General features: G+C 69.3%; 15 protein-coding genes. 2 read left to right on the top strand and 13 right to left on the bottom strand.

The window, feature by feature from the left end; genetic code table 11:
* Window positions 1-187 precede the first annotated feature (187 nt).
* Window positions 188-391 carry a hypothetical protein gene (locus tag ACWPN5_RS08865; protein ID WP_014199687.1) on the top strand — a complete coding sequence of 68 codons (204 nt, stop codon included), beginning with the start codon at window positions 188-190 and terminating at the stop codon, window positions 389-391.
* 45 nt (window positions 392-436) lie between these two features.
* Here the strand turns inward: ACWPN5_RS08865 and ACWPN5_RS08860 are convergent, their stop codons facing one another.
* The 10 genes from ACWPN5_RS08860 to pyk form a co-directional block, all read right to left on the bottom strand.
* Window positions 437-2,635 (bottom strand): methyl-accepting chemotaxis protein, encoded by a 2,199-nt coding sequence (locus tag ACWPN5_RS08860; RefSeq protein ID WP_492295216.1) that lies wholly within the window; start codon window positions 2,633-2,635, stop codon window positions 437-439.
* 81 nt (window positions 2,636-2,716) lie between these two features.
* A complete protein-coding gene (locus tag ACWPN5_RS08855) occupies window positions 2,717-3,394 on the bottom strand; it encodes a YjbE family putative metal transport protein (RefSeq protein WP_145689315.1) in 678 nt (225 codons plus the stop codon).
* A 79-nt stretch (window positions 3,395-3,473) separates the two neighbouring features.
* Window positions 3,474-4,757, bottom strand: a complete 1,284-nt coding sequence (locus tag ACWPN5_RS08850; RefSeq protein WP_492295215.1) for a TRAP transporter large permease — start codon at window positions 4,755-4,757, stop codon at window positions 3,474-3,476.
* Window positions 4,748-5,287 (bottom strand): TRAP transporter small permease, encoded by a 540-nt coding sequence (locus ACWPN5_RS08845; RefSeq protein ID WP_137143040.1) that lies wholly within the window; start codon window positions 5,285-5,287, stop codon window positions 4,748-4,750. Before ACWPN5_RS08845 ends, ACWPN5_RS08850 begins: the two co-directional genes overlap by 10 nt.
* A gap of 63 nt (window positions 5,288-5,350) precedes the next feature.
* The gene (locus ACWPN5_RS08840; protein WP_492295214.1) at window positions 5,351-6,337 is read right to left on the bottom strand and encodes a TRAP transporter substrate-binding protein; all 987 of its coding nucleotides are present in this window, start codon (window positions 6,335-6,337) and stop codon (window positions 5,351-5,353) included.
* A 430-nt stretch (window positions 6,338-6,767) separates the two neighbouring features.
* Entirely contained in the window at window positions 6,768-7,526 is a 759-nt protein-coding gene (locus ACWPN5_RS08835) for a GntR family transcriptional regulator (RefSeq protein ID WP_492295213.1), read from the bottom strand.
* Window positions 7,527-7,594: 68 nt separating this feature from the next.
* Entirely contained in the window at window positions 7,595-8,542 is a 948-nt protein-coding gene (locus ACWPN5_RS08830; RefSeq protein ID WP_492295212.1) for a DMT family transporter, read from the bottom strand.
* 207 nt (window positions 8,543-8,749) lie between these two features.
* Window positions 8,750-9,667 (bottom strand): formate/nitrite transporter family protein, encoded by a 918-nt coding sequence (locus ACWPN5_RS08825; protein WP_492295211.1) that lies wholly within the window; start codon window positions 9,665-9,667, stop codon window positions 8,750-8,752.
* A gap of 28 nt (window positions 9,668-9,695) precedes the next feature.
* A complete protein-coding gene (gene pflA / locus ACWPN5_RS08820) occupies window positions 9,696-10,475 on the bottom strand; it encodes a pyruvate formate-lyase-activating protein (RefSeq protein WP_145689309.1) in 780 nt (259 codons plus the stop codon).
* A 66-nt stretch (window positions 10,476-10,541) separates the two neighbouring features.
* Window positions 10,542-12,065: a pyruvate kinase gene (gene pyk, locus ACWPN5_RS08815; RefSeq protein ID WP_492295210.1), complete on the bottom strand. Its 1,524-nt coding sequence runs from the start codon at window positions 12,063-12,065 to the stop codon at window positions 10,542-10,544.
* Between the two features lie 517 nt (window positions 12,066-12,582).
* Here pyk and ACWPN5_RS08810 point away from each other — a divergent pair.
* The gene (locus ACWPN5_RS08810; protein WP_492295209.1) at window positions 12,583-15,108 is read left to right on the top strand and encodes an HWE histidine kinase domain-containing protein; all 2,526 of its coding nucleotides are present in this window, start codon (window positions 12,583-12,585) and stop codon (window positions 15,106-15,108) included.
* 50 nt (window positions 15,109-15,158) lie between these two features.
* On the opposite strand, the gene ACWPN5_RS08805 is transcribed toward ACWPN5_RS08810, so the two are convergent.
* The 3 genes from ACWPN5_RS08805 to ACWPN5_RS08795 all read right to left on the bottom strand — a co-directional run bounded on the left by ACWPN5_RS08805 (window position 15,159) and on the right by ACWPN5_RS08795 (window position 19,722).
* Window positions 15,159-17,924, bottom strand: a complete 2,766-nt coding sequence (locus ACWPN5_RS08805; RefSeq protein WP_145689410.1) for a hybrid sensor histidine kinase/response regulator — start codon at window positions 17,922-17,924, stop codon at window positions 15,159-15,161.
* Between the two features lie 173 nt (window positions 17,925-18,097).
* Window positions 18,098-18,754 carry a TetR/AcrR family transcriptional regulator gene (locus ACWPN5_RS08800; protein ID WP_492295208.1) on the bottom strand — a complete coding sequence of 219 codons (657 nt, stop codon included), beginning with the start codon at window positions 18,752-18,754 and terminating at the stop codon, window positions 18,098-18,100.
* Window positions 18,755-19,011: 257 nt separating this feature from the next.
* Complete coding sequence (locus tag ACWPN5_RS08795; protein WP_145689305.1) at window positions 19,012-19,722, bottom strand: TetR/AcrR family transcriptional regulator; 711 nt, start codon at window positions 19,720-19,722, stop codon at window positions 19,012-19,014.
* Window positions 19,723-19,769: the final 47 nt, after the last annotated feature.

The raw sequence follows: 19,769 nt of genomic DNA, 5'->3' as shown, positions 1-19,769 counted from the left end.
CTCCTGACTGGTCCGCCGGCGCCGTCGGGCGCGGGGGTGACGATACGGGCAGTGACCGTAGTGGCCGCGGGGCGCGCTGGCAAGCCGTCCTCTTCCGCTTTCAGAACCCTCGTCTCAGGGCACTCGACAGCGGCGCCCGTCCTGCGGCAGGCTGGGGACCGCAATCAAAAGCCGGAGGGCAGGGCCCGTGACGACGCGCGATGAGACGGAGGTCCTGCTGGCGGAGCTTCGCAAAGGCTTTGGGGTGGCCTCGAACAGCGAGCTTCTGCATCTGCTCGCCGCCCTGGGGCGGGTCGTGCTGGACGAATCCAGCCGCGACGAGCGCGGCCGCCGCGTGCTGAAGATCGTCGGCAAGGGCGGGCGCGAACGCCAGATCGTGATTTCGGAATAAAGGAAAACGCCCTTCCCCGCGACGGTGCGGGGAAGGGCGTTCCCGTCAGCTCGCGCGGACGCGCTGGAGGAAGCCGGACAGCTCGCGGTTGAGCGCGTTGGCGCCGTCGGCGAGGTCGTGGGCCTTGTCGAGGAGCGTGCGTGCGGCGGTGCCGCTGCGGTCGGCGGCGGCGTTGACCCCGGCGATGGTCTGCGTCACCTCGGAGGTGCCCAGCGCCGCCTGATGGACGTTGCGGGCGATCTCCTTGGTGGCGGCGCTCTGCTCCTCCACCGCCGCGGCGACGGTGGCGCCGATGGCGCCGACGCGGGTGACCACCTGGACGACCGCCTGGATCTCCTGCACGGCCTCGCCGGTCGCGCTCTGGATGCCCGCGGCCTGGGCGGCGATCTCGCCGGTGGCGCGGGCGGTCTGGGCGGCCAGCGCCTTCACCTCGTTGGCGACGACGGCGAAGCCCTTGCCGGCCTCGCCGGCGCGCGCCGCCTCGATGGTGGCGTTGAGCGCCAGCAGGTTGGTCTGGCTGGCGATGTCGTTGATGAGGTCGACGACGCGCCCGATGCTCTGCACGGAGTCCGCAAGGCCGCCGATCTGCCCGTTGGCGCGCTCGGCCAGCGTCATCGCCTCGCGGACGATGTTGGTGGACTCGCTGATCTGGCGGGTGATCTCCTCGATGGAGCTGGTGAGCTGCTCCGACGCCGCGGCGACCGTCTCGACGTTGGCCGAGGTCTGCTCGGTCGCGGCGGCGACGCTGGTGGCGAGGCGGTTGGTCTCCTCCGCCGTGGCCGACATGCTGCGGGCGCTCTCCTCCATCTCGGTGGATTCCGCCACGAAGCGGCTGACCACGCTGCCGACCGCCCCTTCGAAGCTGTTGGCGATCTCCTCCAGGGAGCGCTTGCGGTCCTCCTCGGCGCGGCGGGCGGATTCGATCTGCTCGGCCTCCAGGCGGCGCTTGGCGAGGGCGTTCTCGCGGAAGACCTCCACCGTGCGGGCCATGGCGGAAATCTCGTCGCGGCCTCCGGCGGGAACCGTCACGTCGAGGTCGCCGGCGGCGATCTTCTCCATTCCGCCCTGGAGGGTGAGCAGGCGTCGGACCACCATGCGGCGCACGAAGACCAGGATGACCAGCGCCGACAGCAGCAGGCTGACCACGCCGACCCCGATCTGCAGGATCGTGCCGTTGGACAGGGCCTTCTCGCTGTCCTCGGCGGCGGTGGTGATGGCGCCCTCCTGCGTGTGCACGAGGTTCACGACCGCCATGGACAGCGTTTCGGACAGGCTCAGGTTGTTGGTCAGCAGGTCGCGCTGCGCCTTCAGGATTTCCAACTCGGCCAGACGGGTGGGGATCAGCCCGTCCGGCTCGATCGAGAGGGATTCGATCGCCTTCAGCGGCTCCGCCATCGCTTGGCGTGAGGCCTCGGGCAATTGGTTCGAGCTGGCGGTCATGGTGGTGACGAGGATGCGGGTCTGCGCCTCGATGATCGACAGCCGGTTCGCGTCGGAGCTGGCGGCGGCTTCGGTCAGCAGGCCGCGGACGGTGGTGGCGCCGTCGTCGATGCTGCGGACGAGGGTAAGCTGTTCCTCGGTCTGGAGATACTCCTCGCCGGCCTGCAGCCGCTCTTCCGCCGGACGGGTGTCGTCCCGGAAGGCGGCGCGCTGCATGTCCACGCCGCTGCTGTGGATCGACTTCCAGGGCGCCACGAGCTGGGACAGGCGCCGCGTGGCGGCGACCACCTGCTCCAGCAGTTCGGCGCGGTGGTCGCTCAGCCCGATCCGCTTGTCCGCCGCCTGATCGAGCAGCGTGACGTTGGCGAGCAGGGCCTGGGCGGCGCTGCTGGCGGCGGCGGTTTCGGACGGACCGCCGGCGTGGGACGCGGCGTTGGCGCTGCTCTGCTCAAGCTCGGCCAGATCGCGCAGTTCGCGTTCGAAGTCTTGCCGCTCCATGGCGATGCGCGCTGCGAGGTCCGCCTTCTCCTCCTTGCTGGTGACGGAGCGGAAGGCGGGAGCCAGCGCGTCGATGCGGCCCGCGTGCTGGGCGGCCCGCAGGGCGCCGAGCGCGGACGGCACGGCCTCCGCGGTGATGACCTGCAGCGTCCGGCCGAAGCCGGCGTACCCGGTCAGCGCCACCCCGATGGCGACGAGCGTGCAGCACACCACGGCGCCGACACCGGTGAACAGGCGCCCCTGAACGCCTCCCAGCCGGCTTGGGCGCCCCGCCTTATCCTGGGCAATTCCTAACGGTTTGGACATGTCATCTCTTCCCCAACGGCGGTCTTGCTTCTCTTGGCGCCGCCGCACGCCGTCCGCGGCGGGCCTTGTCCCCACTTCCCGTCAGCCGAGCCAGGCCGTGTGGGCCAGAACCTCGTTCGAGCCCCGCCAGACCATGTCGAGCGCAACATAAGTGATGATCGCAAGACCGATCCAACCAATCCAGCGATGTTTGTGCAGAACACGTGCGATTACGTTCGCGGCGGCACCCATCAACGCCACCGAGAGCAGCAGACCGAGCACAAGCACGGTCGGATGCTCCTTGGCAGCACCGGCCACCGCCAGCACATTGTCAAGCGACATCGACACGTCGGCCACCACGATCTGCCAGACGGCGGCGCCCACGGAGACGCTGCTGGCGGCGGCCACCGCCGCGTTGCTGCTGAGGGAGGCCGTTCCAGGCAGGACGTCGGGGGCGTCCAGCGCCTCCTCCGGCGTGATCTCGTCGGCGCCCTGCGAGCGCAGCTCGCGGAACATCTTCCAGCAGACCCAGAGCAGCAGCACGCCGCCGGCCAAGGTCAGCCCGATGATGGCGAGAAGCTGGGTGGTCATCAGCGCGAAGATGATGCGCAGCACGATGGCGGCGCTGATGCCCCACAGGATGACCCGGCGCCGCTGCTCGGCCGGGACGGCGGCGGCGGCCATGCCGACGACGATGGCGTTGTCGCCGGCCAGAACAAGGTCGATGGCGACCACCTGCCCGAAAGCGACGAGTTGCGGCCAGAGTTCGGCGGTCATCATGATTCGTCTCCATTGCAGCGGGGCGCCCGATGATCGGAGCGCCCCGCGGTATCCTTGCTGTGCGGTTGGGGGCGCCCGGTCAGCGCATGAGCATGTGCGGGAGCCAGAGGGAGAAGGATGGGACGTAAGTGACGAGGAGGAGGGCGAGGAAGAGCGCGCCGTAGAAGGGGGTGATGGAGCGCATGACCTGCCCGACCGAGACCTCGCCGATGGCGCAGCCGATGAACTGGGTGGTGCCGACCGGCGGCGTGTTGAGGCCGAGCGCGCAGTTGATCAGCATGACGATGCCGAACTGCACCGGGTCCATGCCATACTGCATGGCGATGGGCAGGAAGATCGGCGTGCAGATCAGGATCGTGCTCGCCATGTCCATGAAGGTGCCGAGCAGGAACAGGATGATGTTGATCAGCAGGAAGATGACCAGCGGGTTGGTCGAGATGCCGGCCATCAGCTCGCCGGTGATCTCGGCCACCTGATACAGCCCCATGATGTACTGGAACATCGTCGAGACGCCGATCAGCAGCAGGACCACGCCGGTCGTCTTGACCGTCTTGGCCGCCGCCGCCAGGAAATGCTCCCAGGTCAGCGTGCGGTAGACGAAGGTGGTGAGCAGCAGCGCGTAGATCACCGCGATGGAGGCGGACTCGGTGGCGGTGAAGACGCCCGACGTGATGCCGGCCAGGATGATGACGACGATGAGCAGGCCGGGGGCCGCGGCGGCGAAGGAGCGGCCCAGGATGTGCCAGCCCGGGAAGGTGCCGGCGGGGTAGCCGCGCTTGACCGCGACGTAGTAGGCGGCACCCAGGTTGCAGACCATCAGCAGCAGGGCGGGGACGATGCCAGCGGCGATCAGCGCGCCGATGGAGGCTTTGCCGCCGGCGGCCAGCGCGTAGATGATCATGTTGTGGCTGGTCGGCATCAGCGCGCCGACGAGAGCCGCGTGGGTGGTGACGTTGACGGCGTAGTCGGCGTGGTAGCCCTCGCGCTTCATCATCGGGATCATCACCGCGCCCATGGCCGAGACGTCGGCGACGGGGGAGCCGGCGACGCCGCCGAACAGCGTGCAGGCGACGACGTTGGACATGCCGAGGCCGCCGCGGATGTGGCCGACCATGTTCTTGGCGGTGGCGACGATCTTGTCGGCCACACCGCCGTGGAGCATCAGCTCGCCGGAGAAGACGAAGAAGGGGATGGCGAGGAAGGAGAAGACGTTCATGCCGGACATCATCTGCTGGAAGATGACGGCGACGGGGAGGCCCTCGTAGAGGATGGTGCAGAGCGCCGACAGGCCGATGGCGAAGGCGACCGGGATGCCCAGGACGAGGAAGCCGAAGAAGCTGATGGAAAGGATGGTCAGTTCCATGATGGTGCGACCTCCTCGCCGCGGATGATGGCGACGACGTGTTCGATGGCGAAAAGCACGATCAGGACGCCGGAGAGCACGAGCGGGATGTAGCGGACGGCTTCGGAGACGTGCAGGTTGGGGATGTAGTAGGCGGCGACGGAGGTGCCGAGGACCCAGCCGTTGTAGGCCATGCAGGCGCCGAAGACGCCGACGAGGGCGTAGATGACGATCTCGACCTTGCGGCGGATGGCGTCGGGCAGCATGACGAGGAAGGATTCCAGGCCGATGTGCCCGGCGTCGCGGACGCCGACGGCGGCGCCGATGAGGGTGACGTAGAGGACCAGCACGATGGCCAGGCTCTCCGCCCAGGTCGGCGAGTCGTTCAGCACGTAGCGGCCGAAGACCTGATAGAACACCACACAGACGATGGCCATCAGGCCGACCATCGCCACGCACATCCCCGACCATGCCAGCCGCGCGTTCACCCGCGTCAACAAGCGTGGGGCGGCGAGGGGGCGGACCTCTTCCAGTTCAAGTTCGATGCTCATGATGCCGTCCTTCCCGCGGGGGGCGGCGCCGGCCGGACTTGGCCGGCGCCGCGACCGCGTGCCTTACTTCGTATCCTGGATGCGCTGGACGAGGCCCTGCAGCTTCGGCGTGTTCGCGAACTTGGCGAACACGGGCTTCATGGCGTCGATGAATTCCTGCTTGTTCTTCACGTCGCTGATCTGGGAGCCGGCCTTCTCGACGATGGCGCGGGAGGCCTCCTCGCGTTCCGTCCACAGCTTGCGCATGTAGGGGACGGAGTCCTTGGCGGCCTTGCGGATGGCGGCCTGATCGTCCTTGGACAGGCGGTCCCAGGTGACCTTGGAGAAGACCAGCACCTCCGGCGCCATCGCGTGCTCGGTGCGGGTGAAGTACTTGGCCGCCTCGAAGTGGCGCGAGGATTCGTAAGACGGGTAGTTGTTCTCCGCCGCGTCGATGATGCCGGTCTTCAGGCCGGTGTAAACCTCGCCCATCGGCATCGGCGTCGGGTTGGCGCCCAGCGCCTCGATCATCGACACGAACAGGTCCGACTGCTGGACGCGGATCTTCATGCCCTTCAGGTCGGCCAGAGACGACACCGGCTTCTTGGAATAGAGCGAGCGCGATCCGCTGTCGTAGAAGGCCAGACCGATCAGCCCCTGGCTTTCCATGGCGGCGAGGATCTCGTCGCCGATCGGGCCGTCCAGAACGGCGTGCATGTGGTCGGTGTCGCGGAAGATGAAGGGCAGGGCGACGACCATCGACTCCGGCACCACGTTGTTCAGCGGCGCCACGTTGATGCGCATCATGTCGAGGCCGCCGATCTTGATCTGCTCGATCGTGTCGCGCTCGTTGCCCAGCGCGCCGTTCGGGTAGACCTTCACGCCAAGCTTGCCGTTGCTGCGTTCGCTGAGCAGCTTGCCCATGTATTTGACCGCCTCGACGGTCGGGTAGTCGCCGGGGTGGATGTCGGCCGACCGGAAGTCGCGGGCCGAGACCGGGGCGGCGAGCAGCGCGCCCGCGGCGCAGGCGGCCAGCAGCGCCATGCCGAGGCGGCGGAAACTGTTCTTCATGGACCGTACTCCTGCCTTAGGAGAAGTGTCTGTTGGAGCGGAGGCGGGGTGTCGGCCCGCCGAAAATGGACAAACGAATGGTTCGAGCGTTCGGAAGAAGCCCCCGGCTGTTCGGCTGTGCGCCTCGAATAATAGCGCTGCGAAGGGGAGGGCAAAAAAGAATCCCGAAGGGGATGAGTGCGCAAAATCCCGGCGCCATCGGCGTGTGCCGACGGGGGTGAAGCTGGGCGGTTCTTGTCCTTTGTTCCGAAGCGCCCGCGGCGTTCTTCCGCGCGGCTGCCCTGGTGTTGTCGGGTGAGCGGGCGGCGTCGGTTGTTCACGTCCGTGCTACATCCCGCTGCGCTAGTTATATTAATATATCAGCTTTCAAGGCAAGCGCAAAACGGAGGTCGGAACGCGTGACGCCAAAATGTCGCAAGCCGGGTGGGGATTAAAGCCGGGCTGGGGTTTGACGCCCCGCAGCGGTGGGCGCGTCGGTGAAATAAAGCGGTGCGGCGGCGCGCAAATCGTCGATTGCCAAGCGCAATTCGTCGAGATGGGCGCCGAGCGCCCGGACGCTCGCCTCGCGGTCGTGGGCGGCGACGGCCTCGACGATGGCGTCGTGCTCGGCGATGACCTTCGTCATCTGGCCGGGGACGGGCAGCGTCAGGCGCCGGCAGCGGTCGACCTGCACCTTCACCTGCTCCACCAGCGTCCAGAAACCAGGGAATCCGGCGACCTCAGCGAGCAGGGCGTGGAAGCTCTCGTCGGCTTCGTGGAAGCCGTCGCGGTCGCAGGCGGCGCAGAGATCGCGCTGCTCCGCCAGCGCGGCGCGCAGCCGGGCGATGTCGCTGGCGGTGGCGCGGACGGCGGCCATCCGCACCGCAGCCTCCTCCAGCGCCTTGCGGATCACCCCGGCCTCCGGCAGAGCGGCGACCGGGATCAGCGAGACGTAGGTGCCCGACTGCGGAAAGACGTCGATCAGCCCTTCGTCGGCCAGCCGCAGCACCGCCTCGTGCACGGGGGTGCGGCTGACGCCGTAGGCCGCGGCGATGCGGGCCTCGGCAATGGGCTCGCCGGGTCGTCGGCGCATGCCCAGGATGTCGTTCCGCAGGTCGCGGTAGATGAGGGAGGCGGAGCGCGGCGCGGGCCGGGCCGTTGCCAGCCGGCGCTGCCGCGGCGGGATGGCGGTGAGGGAATCCGATGGCATGAGCCACCTCGTCGGGCGGGCGGGGCGCACGGGTCGGCGCTCCGCAGGAAACCATAAAAGCTAATATATTAGTGTTTGCGTCCGGTGCTGAGGGGCAAAGTGGGGGACACCCCAGGCGAAGTGTCGCACGCCTCCGCTTCGGGCCGGCGGCGCGTCTCGCGGATCAGGATCAGCAGGCCGCTGGCGATGACGATGGCGGCCCCGGCCAGCACATGCGTTCCCGGCCAGTCGCCCCAGAACAGCCAGCCGAACAGGCAGGCCCAGAGGATTCCGGCGTAGTTGAAGGGGCTGATGACCGCCGCCGGGGCCAGCGCGTAGGCGCGGGTGGCGAAATACTGGGCGCCGCCGCCGACCAGCCCCATCGCCGCCATCAGCGCGAAGCCCTCCGCCGTCGGCATCGTCCAGACGAAGGGCAGGGCGACGGCGCTGAGCAGCGTGGAGAAGGCGGTGAAGTAGAAGACGGTGGTGACCGGCGCCTCCGTCCGCCCAAGCTGCCGCATCGCCATCATGGCGAAGGCGTAGGCGACGGCGGCGCTCAGCCCGACCAGCGCGCCGGTGTTCAGCATGCCGCTTCCCGGCTGCACGATGACCAGCACCCCGGCGAAACCCACCGCCACGGCTCCCCAGCGGTAGGGGCCGACCCGCTCCCCCAGCACCGGCACGGACAACGCGGTCAGGAACAGCGGGGCGGAGAAGGACAGCGCCACCGCGTCGGCCATCGGCATCAGGTGGTAGGAGAGGAACAGCAGCACCATCGAGGTCAGGCCGATCGCCGCCCGCCAGAAATGGCCGCCCAGATGCTCCGTCCGCAGGCCGCGCCAGCCGCCGGCGCGGGCCAGCATGGCGGTGGCGGGCAGCAGGGCGAAGGCGTTGCGGAAGAAGGTCACCTCGGCCAGCGGGTAGTCCGCCGCGAGATGCTTCGCCAGCGCGTTCAGCACCGCGTAGAGGAACACCGCCAGCAGCATGGAGACGATGCCGCTGCGCGCCTGGAGATGGGTGGGGATGGGCTGGGCCATGGGTGCCCCGGGGGTGGTTCGTTGGTGAAACCTTGCCCCCACCCCGACCCTCCCCCGCTTCGCAGGGGAGGGAACTGCCGCCGCTTCGCGGAAGGCACCCTCTCCCGCGCAGCTCTCGCGCAAACCTAAGGTTTGCGCTGACGCGGCAGGCGGACCTTTGGTCCGCCGAGAGCGGGGGAGGACCGGGGTGGGGGCAAACAACGCCGCTCAATGCGCCGTGCGGCGGCTCGGGCGGCGGTAGATGAACCAGTAGACGGCGCCGACCAGCACCGCGCCGCCGAACCAGTTGCCCAGCGTCACCGCGGCGAGGTTCAGCAGGAACTGCCCCACCGGGATGACCGGCGCGGCGCGGCCAAGGTCGGCCCAGAAGGAGGCGGGGGCGCCCCATTCGATCAGCAGGCCCAGTGGCACGAAATACATGTTGGCGACGCAGTGCTCGAAGCCGGCGGCGACGAAGGCGCTGACCGGGAAAACGATCGCCATGATCTTGTCGGTCACGCTGCGCGCGCCGAGCGCCAGCCACACCGCCAGGCAGACCAGCACGTTGCACAGGATGCCCAGGAAGAAGGCCTGCCCGGCGGGCAGCCCGGCCTTGGCCGTGGCGAAGTAGAGCGCCGAGGCGCCCACCGCCCCGTGGCCGAAGGCGTATTGCCCGGACAGGAAGACCAGCAGCGCCGTGCCGGCGGCGCCGACGAAGTTGCCGATCCACACCGTGGTCCAGACCTGGAGCATCCGCCCGGTCTTCACCCGCCCGCTCGCCCAGGCCATGACCATCAGCGCGTCGCCCGTGAAGAGCTGGGCGCCGCCGACGATGACCAGGATCAGCCCCAGTGAGAAGACCAGGCCGCCGAGCAGCCGGGTCACTCCGTAGGGCAGCATGCCCTCCGCCCCCGACATGGCGACGGTGGCGAACAGGCCGCCCAGCGCGATGAAGGCGCCGGCCAGGACGGCCAGGGCGAACAGCGTCGCGCCGTCGTAGTTGGCCTTCTTGACGCCCAGATTCTCCGCCGCGAGCGCGATGGCGTCGGGCATCAGCGCGTCGAGGGAGGACGCGGGCGGGGCGGCGGCAGTGGAGATGGCCGGGGAGGCGTGTGGGTTCGCCTCCGGAAAGGAATGCGTGTCCATAAAGGTGCTCCTCGTCTCGTACGGCGTCTCACACGACCTTCAGGCCCTGCGTCCGGAAGATGCCGCGCACCCGCTCGGTCAGCTCCGGCGGGGGAGGTTCGGTGTTGGCCAGCGCGTAGGGCAGGCCGAGCTGCTTCCACTTGAATTCGCCCATCTTGTGGAAGGGCAGGACATCCACCCGCTCCACCACCTCCAGGCCGGCGGCGAATTCCGCCAGCCCCTCGATCTCGTCGAGATGGTCGGTCAGGCCGGGGACCAGCACGTAGCGCAGCCAGATCGGCTTGCGCAATGCGGACAGCCGCTCGGCGAATTCCAGGGTCGGGCGCAGCGGCACGCCGGTCACCGCGCGGTAGGTCGATTCCTTGAACGCCTTGATGTCCAGCAGCACCAGATCGACGTCGGCCAGCAGATGGTCGTCGGCGTGGCTGCCGAGGAAGCCCGAGGTGTCGAGCGCGGTGTGCAGGCCGAGTTGCTTGGCGCCGCGGTAGATGGCCGCGCAGAATTCCGGTTGGACCAGCGGCTCGCCGCCGCTGATGGTCAGGCCGCCATGGGCGCGGTGCAGGAAATCGGCGTAGGTGGCGATGTCGGCCAGCACGTCCGAGGACTGGGCCGGCGACCCGTCGTGCATGTGGCGGGTGTCGGGGTTGTGGCAGTATTGGCAGCGCAGCGGGCATCCGGCCAGGAACAGGACGTAGCGCAAACCCGGTCCGTCGACCGTACCGCCCGTCTCCACCGAATGGACCCAGCCGCGGACCGACGCGCCCGTCCCGGCGGCGTGCGCGGGTTGGGGGGTAATCGGGCTGAGCATGAGGCACCTCGTGAATGGGCGCCGGTGTCCGCTTCATGCGGCACCGGCGCTGTGTGCCATCCTATGTCAGGCCCCGGCGTCGGCCATGACCGGGGTCAATTGATCTGACCGCGACTCTTGCGCGTACTGCGTGTGCGCGCCCGCCGAGAGGACGGGGCGCTCCACCCAGGCGATGCGCAGAATGTTGGTCGAGCCCGGCATGCCGAAGGGCACGCCCGCGGTGATGACCAGCCGCTGCCCGTCCTCCGCCAGACCGTGGGCGTAGGCGATGCGGGTCGCCTTGTGCACCATGTCGGAGAAGTTCTGGATGTCCTCGGTCAGCACGCTGTGCACGCCATAGGCCAGCACCAGACGGCGCGAGGCGGCGACGGTCGCGGTCAGGCAGAGGATCGGCACCTCCGGCCGCTCGCGGGCGGCGCGGAGCGTCGTGGAACCGCTGGTGGTGTAGGTGACGATGGCCGCCGCGTGGATGGTGTGGGCGACCTGCCGCGCCGCCGCGGTGATGGCGTCGGCGGCCGTCTCCTGCGGGTCGGCGTGCTGCGCGTCCATCATCGTGCGGTAGAGGTCATCATGCTCGACCCGGCGGGCGATGCGGTCCATCATCGACACCGCCTCCACCGGGTAGGCGCCCGACGCGGTCTCCGCCGACAGCATCACCGCGTCGGCGCCGTCGAAGACGGCGGTGGCGACGTCCGACGCCTCGGCGCGGGTCGGGGCGGGGGCGCCGATCATCGATTCCAGCATCTGGGTGGCGACGATCACCGGCTTGCCGGCCTTGCGCGCCTCGCGGATGATCCGCTTCTGGATGCTCGGCACGTCCTCCGGCGGCATCTCCACGCCGAGATCGCCGCGGGCGACCATCACGCCGTCCGACAGCTCGACGATGCGCTCCAGATGCTGGATGGCCAGCGGCTTCTCCAGCTTGGACATCAGGGCGGCGCGCCCGGCGATCAGCTTGCGCGCCTCGGCCACATCCTCCGGCCGCTGGACGAAGGACAGCGCCACCCAGTCGACCTCCTGGTCGAGCGCGAAGACGAGGTCGGCGCGGTCCTTGGCGGTCAGCGGCGACAGCGGCAGCAGCACGTCGGGGACGTTCACGCCCTTGCGGTCGGACAGCCTCGTTCCAGCCACGACGACGGTGTCGGCGTGCTCCGGGCTGCACGCGGCGATGCGCAGCCGCACCTTGCCGTCGTCGAGCAGCAGGTCGGTGTCGGGGCGCAGGGCGGCGAAGATTTCCGGGTGGGGCATGCCGACGCGGGTCGCGTCGCCCGGCTCGGTGGAGAGGTCGAGGCGGAAGCGCTGGCCCACCGTCAGCTCCACCGAACCGTCGGCGAAGCGGCCGAGCCGCAGCTTCGGCCCCTGGAGGTCGGCCATGATGGCGATCGGCCGCTCCAGCTCGCGCTCCAGGGCGCGGATGGCGCGCACGCGGGCGCCGTGGTCGTCGTGGGAGCCGTGGCTGAAGTTCAGGCGGAAGACGTCGACGCCCGCCTCGAACAGCGAGCGGATCATCTCCGGCGAGGAGGAGGACGGACCCAGCGTGGCGACGATCTTCGTCTGCCGGAAGCGGCGGATCGGGGAGGTGGCGGTCATATCGAAACGGGCTCCGCAAAAGAGGGCGGGGACGGCGGGCGCGGCGCGCGGGCGTTCATCGGTAAGACCGCCGCGCCAGAGCCGGCGTGACGGATGCGGCGCGCGGCGGTCGGTGCGGTCCTGGGGGATGCGCTCGCGGCGCGGGCGGGCTTGGGCCGGCCGGGCTGCGCGTCTGTCCTTCGCAAATAAAATACTAGTATATCAGATTGAAAGGCAAGCCCGTTTCGTAAGGTGGCCCGGCCTTTCGGCCAAAATGTCGCAGACGTCCATCGGGTGGAGCGGCCGCCGGCGTAAGGCTTTTTGCCGAGAGCGGCGGCATTGGTCCCTTTCCGATTTTGGATTATTTTAGGGACACGACGTGCTTTAAGTCCGCTTCGGTGTGTTGGCATGGAATAAGCCAAGGGATCGGCAAATCATCGGCCCATCCGGATGCATGGAACAAATTTGAGGAACGCCGGAACAATGACGATGGTGGCCGAATGACGCGGGCGGTGCGGCTATGAACGGTGGCGTAGACTTGAGCAATTGCGACCGGGAGCCGATCCATCTCGTCGGGTCCATCCAACCAAGCGGATTCCTGATCGCGCTGTCGACGGACTGGATCGTCAAGCACGCTTCGTCCAACATCGGGGCGTGGCTGGGGGTGGAGCCCGACGCCCTGCTGGGGCTTCCCCTGACCGAGGTGATGGACGAGGAAGCGCTGCACGCCATCCGTGGCCGGCTCCAGCTCTCCCTGATCAACGGGTCGGTGGAGCGCGCCTTCCGGGTGAAGCTGTCGGCCAACGCGCTGCCGCTGGACATCGCGGTCCATCTGTCCGGCCAGTCGATCATCATCGAGGCGGAGCCGAGCGAGCCGGACAGCGAGTTGGACGTCGGTTCCATGGTCCGCGCGATGATCGGGCGGCTCCAGCGCACCCCCGATTTCGACTCCTGCTGCCGCGAGGCGGCGCGGCAGCTGCGGTCGCTGACCGGCTTTGACCGGGTGATGATCTACCGTTTCGACCGCGACGGGGCGGGCGAGGTGATCGCGGAATCCGCGGTGCGCGGCATGCCCTCCTATCTGGGGCTGCGCTACCCGGCATCGGACATCCCGAAGCAGGCTCGCGCGCTGTACGAGCGGAACTGGCTGCGCTGCATCAATGATGTGGATGCCCCGCCCGCAGCCATCCTGCCGCCGGTCGGACCGGAGGGCGAACCGCTCGACCTGTCGATGAGCGTGCTTCGCAGCGTGTCGCCCATCCATTGCGAGTATCTGCGCAACATGGGCGTTGCGGCCTCGCTGTCGGTGTCGATTCTGCGCCGCGGCAAGCTGTGGGGTCTGTTCGCCTGTCACAACATGGTGCCACGGCGGCTGTCGCTGGAGCGGCGCACGGCGGCCGAGCTGTACGGCCAGATGTTCTCCTTCCTTCTGGAGGGCGTCGAGCGCGACCGCGAGGAGGCCTACGAGGCCAAGGCGCGCCTGCTCCACACCCGCATCATGGCGGTGATGGCGGACGGTGCCTCCTCCATGGAGAATCTGGAGCGGCTGCGCGGCGAGGTCGGCCACTACATCCGCAGCGACGGCTTCGCCATCGTGCTGGGCGGCCAGATCCTTGTGGAGGGCACCACCCCGACGCCGGAGGAACTGCTCGGGCTGGTGCGCATGCTCAACCGCACGCACGCCAGCCGCGTCTTCGCCACCGGCGAAATCGGGCAGGTCCACCCGCCGGCGCAGGATTTCACCGAGCGCGCCGCCGGCATGCTGGCCATCCCGGTGTCGCGCAAGCCGCGCGACTACATCATCTTCTTCCGCCGGGAATCGGTCCGCACCGTCACCTGGGCCGGCAACCCGGACAAGCCCGTCGAGCCCGGCCCCAACGGGCAGCGCCTGACTCCGCGCAAGAGCTTCGAGGCGTGGAAGGAAACGGTGCACGGCCAGTCCGAGCCCTGGACGGAGGCCGACCTGCGCATCGCCGACTCCCTGCGGGTCACGCTGATGGAGGTGGTGCTGCGGCTGGCCGACCAGGCGGAGGAGGAGCGCCGGACGGCCCGCGAGCGGCAGGAGCTGCTGATTGCCGAGCTGAATCACCGGGTCCGCAACATCCTCAGCCTCGTCCGCGCCTTGCTGGCCCAGAGCCGGGCCGGGGTCACCCGTGTCGAGGAGTTCGCGGAGATCGTCGGCGGGCGCATTCAGGCGCTGGCCCGGGCGCACGACCAGCTGACGGCGGAGAACTGGAAACCCTCGCCCCTGCGTCCCCTGATCGCGGCGGAGGTCGACGCCTATCTGGGCAGCCGGGCGGACCGGGTGGTCCTGTCGGGGCCGGAGGTGCTGCTGTCGCCGCCGGCCCTCTCCGTGATGGCGCTGATCATGCACGAGCTGGTGACCAACGCCGCCAAATACGGCGCCTTCGCCGACAGTGGCGGCCGGGTGAAGGTCCATTGGAGCTTCGACGACCGGGACGCCCTGGAACTCTGCTGGGAGGAAAGCGGCGGCCCGCCCGTGCAGGCGCCGACGCGCCAGGGGTTCGGCACCACCATCATCGAGCGTTCGGTCCCGCACGAGCTGAAGGGCGAGGCGACGGTGACCTACGCCTTGGCCGGGCTGAAGGCGCGCTTCACCATACCGGCCATCCACGTCAGCGTGGCGCCGGAACGCCCGGAGGCGGTGATCGAGGCGGCGGTGACGCCCTGCGCGGCGGCGGATGTCCCGCTGGGCGGGACGGTTCTGCTTCTGGAAGACAACATGATCATCGCGATGAGCGCGGAGGACATGCTGCTGAAGCTGGGCGCCGACCGGGTGGAGACGGTGGCGAGCGTCCGTCAGGCGCTGGTCGCCATCGCCGACGACCCGCCGGGCATGGCGCTTCTCGACGTCAATCTGGGAACCGAGACCTCCTTCCCGGTGGCGGAGCGGCTGCGCGAGCTGGGCATCCCCTTCCTGTTCGCCACCGGTTACGGCGAGTCCGCGATCTTCCCGGAGGAGTTCCGCGACGTGCTGGTCCTGCGCAAGCCCTACGATTCGGAGCAGGTGCGGCGGGGGCTCCAGACGGTGCGGGGGCTGTAACCGGTTGTTGGAAGAGCTGGTCGTCGGAAGATTCGGCCCGCTGCGCACCGTCACGCGGCGGTGCCGGTCTGCCGGGTCAGCGCTTCCTGCAGCAGGCGGGCGGTGACCGGCTTGAACATCAGGCCGATCCCGTGCCGTTCGGCCTCCTGCATCACGTCTGGGCCGGAATCGCCGGTCAGCAGGACGGCGGGGACCGGTGCGCCGGCCAGTTCGCGGATCTTCAGGATGGCTTCGGTGCCCACCTTGTGCTCGCGCAGCCGGTAGTCGGCGACCATCACGTCGGGCCGCCGCCCGGCTGCCCGCAGCCGCTCCAGCGCCTCCTCGGTGGAGGAGGCGACGATGGTGTCGTAGCCCCAGTCCTGGAAGATCGAGCGCAGCCCCATCAGGACGATGGCGTCGTCGTCGATCAGGACGGCCAGCCGCCCGCGCTCCGGCACGCGGGCCGGGGGAGACGGGGCCGGGCTGTCCACGGCCTCGCCGAGGGGGACGGAGATGCGGAACACCGACCCCTTGCCGAGTTCGGAGCGCACCTCCACCGGATGGCCGAGCAGCGCCGACAGCTTCTGCACGATGGCGAGGCCGAGGCCGAGCCCCTGGTTGCGGTCCCGCTCGGGGTTGCCGACCTGATAGAACTCCTCGAAGATCCAGGACATCTGCTCGCCGGAAATGCCGATCCCGGTGTCGCGCACCTGGATGCCGGCGTGGCCGTCCAGGGGGTGGCACTCCAGGCGGATCACCCCGCGCTCGGTGTAGCGGATGGCGTTCTCCACCAGATTGCGCACCATGCGCCCCAGCAGGTTGCGGTCGCTGCGCACGGTCAGGTCGTGATGGTTCACCACCTGGAGATCGAGACCCTTGGCGGCGGCGACCGGGGCGTAGGAGGAGCCGATGTCGTCGAGCAGCGGCTTGACCGCGATGTCCTCGATCCGCGGCTCGATCACCCCGGCGTCGAGCTGCGAGACGTCGAGCAGGCTGTCGAGCAGGCCCTTCAGCGTCTCCATCCCGCGCTCCAGCATCGCCAGGGCGTCGCGCCCGCGCGGGGAATGGACGTGGCTGTGCAGCGCCTCGGCGAAGAAGAACATGGACTGCATGGGCTGGCGCAGGTCGTGGCTGGCGGCCGCCAGGAAGCGGCTCTTGGAACGGTCGGCCTGCTCCGCCGCATCGCGCGCCATGCGGCTGTCGTGCACGTCCACCGCGGTGCCCACCCAGGCGATGATCTGATCGTTCTGGCGCATCGGGTTGATCCGGCAGACGTGCCAGCGGTAGGTCCCGTCATGGCGCTGCATGCGCACGTCGAAGCCGTAGGATTCGCCCGCGGCGATGCCGCGCTCGCGGCTGTCGAGCAGCCGGGGATAGTCGGCGGGGTGGATGTAGGACCAGCGCTCGCCCTGCTCCAGGCTGCGCCCGGTGTAGGAGCGCCAAGCGGCGTTGTAGTATTCCCGCCCGCCGTCCGGCCGGTTGATCCACATCATCACCGGCGTGTTCTCGACCAGCTCGCGGAACCGGGTCTCGCTCCGCCGCAGGGCCTCCTCGCCGGCCTTGCGCTCGGTGAGGTCGGTCAGGGTGACGACGGCCAGCGTGATGCAGCCGTCGGGGTCGCGCACCGGCTCGGCGTCGGCCAGACAGGTGATCGGGCCGGCGGGGGTGTCGCGGCGCAGCTCCTGCTGCCGCACCACCGCGCCATCGCGCAGGGCGCGGACCAGCGGCAGCTCCGCGGACGTCTCCGAAGACCTGTCCGCGACGCTGGTGAAGGGGCGGGGATAGTCCTCGACGCGGTCGATCCGGCCCAGGGGCTGGCCGATCAGCCGTTCCGCCGCGCTGTTGTGCAGGATCACCCGCCCGGTGGGCGCCTCGGCCACCACCACGCCGGCGCGCAGATGCTCCAGCACCGCCTTCAGCAACGACCGCTCCGTCTCGCGCTGGCGGGTCAGGCGCCCGATGGCCCAGGCGGTGCCGGTCAGGGTGAGCAGCAGGATGAGCGAGAAGGGGAACCAGGACCACAGCGCGGCCACGTCGACGCTGCGCAGCGCGGCGGCCCGGTCGATCCCCACGGCGATGGCGAGACCGCTTCCGTTGGCGCCGGGCGGGGAATAGGCGGTGACGCGGGGCCTCCCGTCCAGCCCCTCGGTCAGCGCCGTTGCCGTCTCCGTGCCGCTGAGAAGAAGGCCGAGCCGCTCGGGAAGCGGTTGGCCGACGATTCCCTGGAGGTCCGGCACCCGGACGAGGACGGTGCCGCCGCGGTCGGCCAGCAGGACCGTCACGTTCGGCGGCAGCGGCTTGCGCGCCTGATACTGGCGCAGCCAATCGAGATCGAGCAGCGCCGTGACGACGGCCGGTCCGGTTTGATCTCCCTGGCCACCCCCGCGGGCGTAGGGCAGGGCGAAGGGCAGGGCGCGGCGGCGCGGCCCCTCGGTGGCGACATACTCCCCCACGGAAAAGAGGCCGGAGGCTAGGGCCTGCCGGATCTGCGGCTGGTCGGCGCTGCCGGTCCCGACGCTGCGCCGGTCGGTGGAGCACAGGATGATTCCGGTCCGGTCGGCGAAGCCCAGCGTCAGATAGCTGGGCAGGCGCTGGCGCAGCCGTTCCATGGTGTCCTGGCAGCCGGAGCCGGCAATGTTCGCCTCCGCCAGCGTGGCCAGGATGTGTTCGATGTCGTCGACGATCCGCTGCTGTTCGGTCTGGATCAGGTCGAGCAGGCGCACCGCCTCCTGGCCGAGTTCGGCCTCGCGCTCCACCCGCAGCCGGGTGTGGGAATAGACCTCGAACCCGATCAGCGGGGCCAGGGTGAAGACGAGCAGCAGAAGCCAGCGAACCATGGACACGATCGACCGTCCCGGCCCGGGGGCCGTTGGGATGAGGGAAACGATCGTGTGAACCCTAACATACTGAAGTATGTTGCAACGCCTGTCCTTCGGTCCTAACGCTTTCCTGTGCCCGGCCGTGCGACCCTCGGCCTAAGGTCAGTGCTCCACCATCGGGCGGGAGCCTGTTAGGAAGGGTCCGGACGCCTGTTTGGAAGGGGGCGGGCGCCCGCCAGGAAGAGGGCAACGGCGCGTCCGACGTAACGCTCCACCTCCTCCAACGAGAGGGACTGGTCCGGCAGGATCAGGCGGCGCAGCAGGATGTTTCCGGTGATCATGCCGATGAAGCCGCGGGCGGCGGTCTCCGGCTCCGCGACGGCCAGGGTGCCGGCGGCGGTCTGCCGCGCCAGATAATTGGCCAGCCGCCGCTGGGCGGTTTCCGGGCCGATGCGGAAGAAGGCTTCGGCGATGTCGGGGATGCGCCCGCCCTCCGACACCAGTACGCGGATGATGGCCATGGTGCGGTCGTCGAACAGCGCCGCGACGATGTGCAGGGCGAAGCGGGTCAGCCCGTCCTCGGGTGCGGCCCGTTCGTCGGCCTGGATGGCGGCGAGCCCTTCCTGGATGCGGGCGCTGTTCTCCTCCATCATCGCGCGGAACAGCCCCTCCTTGTCGCCGAAATGCTCGTAGAGGGTGGCGCGCGAGCCGCCGGCCCGGCCGATGATGTCGGTCAGCGTGGTCTTCTCGAAGCCCTTCTCCACGAACAGCGCCGCCGCCGCGTCGAGCAGGGCCTGCCGGCGCGCCCGGCCGCGTGGGCCGACCGTGGATGAGTCTTTGTCGATCAATTCCCTAACGCTTCCCCGGTCCATCGGTTTTTCCTTAGGCGCTGGCGGCCCTTGCCCCCTCCCTAACCCTCCCCCGCTTCGCAGGGGAGGGGACTGCCGCCGCTTCGCGGAGGGGCACCCTCTCCCGCGAAGCGGGGGAGGGCCGGGGTGGGGGCAATGCCACAGCAAGCGCGCGCATCGTCGCGGGAGCTATGGCCTTTGCCGTCCCCGCTGGCAAGACGGCAATACGCCGCTCTCCCCACACTCACCGTCCACGGTCAGGGCCGCGTCCCTGCGAGGAACAACCGCACGGACTGACGGACGTAACGCTCCAACTCCTCCATGGAGACGGGCTCGTCGGGAAGGATCAGCCGCTTGGTCAGCAGGTCGCCAACCACCATGCCGATGAAGGCGTGGGCGGCTCCCTCCGGATCGTCGATGCGCAGGCGCCCCGCCTCGGACCACTCGCGGAAGCAATCGGCGAGCCAGCCGATGGTCTTCTCCGGGCCGACCTGGAAAAAGGCCCGGGCGATGTCGGGGATGCGCCCGCCCTCCGACACCAGGATGCGCAGGATGGCGGTGGTTTCCGGCATGGTCAGCGTGCCGGCGATGTGCAGGCCGACGCGGTACAGATTCTCCTCCAGCCCCTCGGCCATCGCCGCCGGCCCGGCGGCGCGCGTGGCCGACATCTCCTCCAGCACGCGGTCGCAGTGGCGCTCCATCACCGCGCGGAACAGCCCCTCCTTGTCGCCGAAATGCTCGTAGAGCGTGGTGCGCGACCCGCCGGCCTGCCGCAGGATGTCGGACAGCGAGGTCAGCGCGAATCCCTTCTCCACGAACAGCGCCGCCGCGGCGTCGAGCAGCGCCCGGCAACGCGCCTGGCCGCGCGGGCCGCAGCCGGGCGTGTCGAAGCTGTTGATGCCGAGGCTGGCGATTCCGGCGCCGGCGATTCCGCCCTGAAACGGTGTGGATGCCCCCTTGTCGGGCATTGCGGTTCCCCCTTGCGCGAACGGTCGTTCTGAATGTATCGTCCGGT

Source organism: Azospirillum sp. UENF 211521, assembly GCF_058780535.1.
This window is presented reverse-complemented; position numbering and strand designations above follow the sequence as displayed.